The 1,002-nt window shown below is 67.8% G+C and carries 1 protein-coding gene; it reads left to right on the top strand.

Annotated elements, in window-relative coordinates; translation table 11 throughout:
- Positions 1-361 precede the first annotated feature (361 nt).
- Positions 362-970: an ECF-type sigma factor gene (locus ARC78_RS15760; RefSeq protein ID WP_054661035.1), complete on the top strand. Its 609-nt coding sequence runs from the start codon at positions 362-364 to the stop codon at positions 968-970.
- Positions 971-1,002: the final 32 nt, after the last annotated feature.

The following is a 1,002-nucleotide window of genomic DNA, read 5'->3' as shown; positions in this document are numbered from 1 at the left end:
CCACACTCCGCGCCGCGCTGCACGACGCCTGTGCCGGGATTCGGTGAGAAATGGCTACGCACTGAGCCGCTGCGTGGCCCCGCGATGTCGAAAACCCACGCATGAACCCCCGATCTGTGCCCGATCTGTGCCCAAAGCGGCGCTTGCGCGGCCGCTTCCTACCCGCCAGACTCGCCAAAAAGGGCGGTTGAACTTCCTATACCCCGAGCCACCGAGATTTGCCGCAGTCTGCGGGGGCCGGCGCCTGGGCCGGTACTCCCAGCTGCCGCTCTCCCAGACCATTGGCTACCGGCGGTGAGTCCACCTGATCACGGTATCGTAGCGGTCGGTGCTGCGACGAACGATCTCGAGCCGAACTTCTATGAATCAGAAAGCAGATTGCTCAGGTGCCGCGGATGTCCACGACCCCGAGGCGGGGCAGATCGCGCACCTGCTCGAACGCCTCCAGGCTGGTGAGGCCGAGGCCCTGTCCGACCTACTTCCCCTGGTCTACTCGCAGCTGCGGGCGATCGCCCGCCGCCTGCGCCGCCGAGACGAGCTCGGCAGCCCCACCTTGAACACCACGGCGGTGGTGCACGAGGCGTATCTCAAGCTCGCCCGCAACGATCAGCGATTCGCCGACCGCGTCCACTTCTTCGCCGTGGCCTCGACGGCGATGCGCCAGCTCCTCGTCGACGCCGCCCGCAAGCGGGGCCGCCACAAACGAGGAGCCGGAGTCGTGCCGGAGCCCCTCGACCAGCGGCAGATCTCGATCGACGACCAGAGCGCCTTCGTGCTCGAGCTGAACGAGGCGCTCGAGGTCCTCGGGAAAGAGAGCCCACGCCTGCTCCGGGTCGTCGAATGTCGTTACTTCGGCGGCCTGAGCGAGGAGGAGACCGCCGAGGCCCTCCAGGTGAGTGTCCGGACCGTGCGGCGCGATTGGACCCGAGCGCGGGCCCACTTGGCCGTGGCCTTTGCTCCGCAGCGATGACGCCGGGCGCCTGCGGTATCAGCTCAAGACGC

Origin of the sequence: Stenotrophomonas pictorum JCM 9942, assembly GCF_001431585.1 — a bacterium.
In the GTDB taxonomy this organism is placed as follows: domain Bacteria; phylum Pseudomonadota; class Gammaproteobacteria; order Xanthomonadales; family Xanthomonadaceae; genus Stenotrophomonas; species Stenotrophomonas pictorum.
Note: the sequence above shows the minus strand (reverse complement) of the source record. Positions and strands in the feature narration are given on the sequence as shown.

Excerpts from the sequence above, each read along its gene's own strand:
- ARC78_RS15760 (WP_054661035.1), top strand. The coding sequence starts at position 362 with ATGAATCAGAAAGCAGATTGCTCAGGTGCCGCGGATGTCCACGACCCC.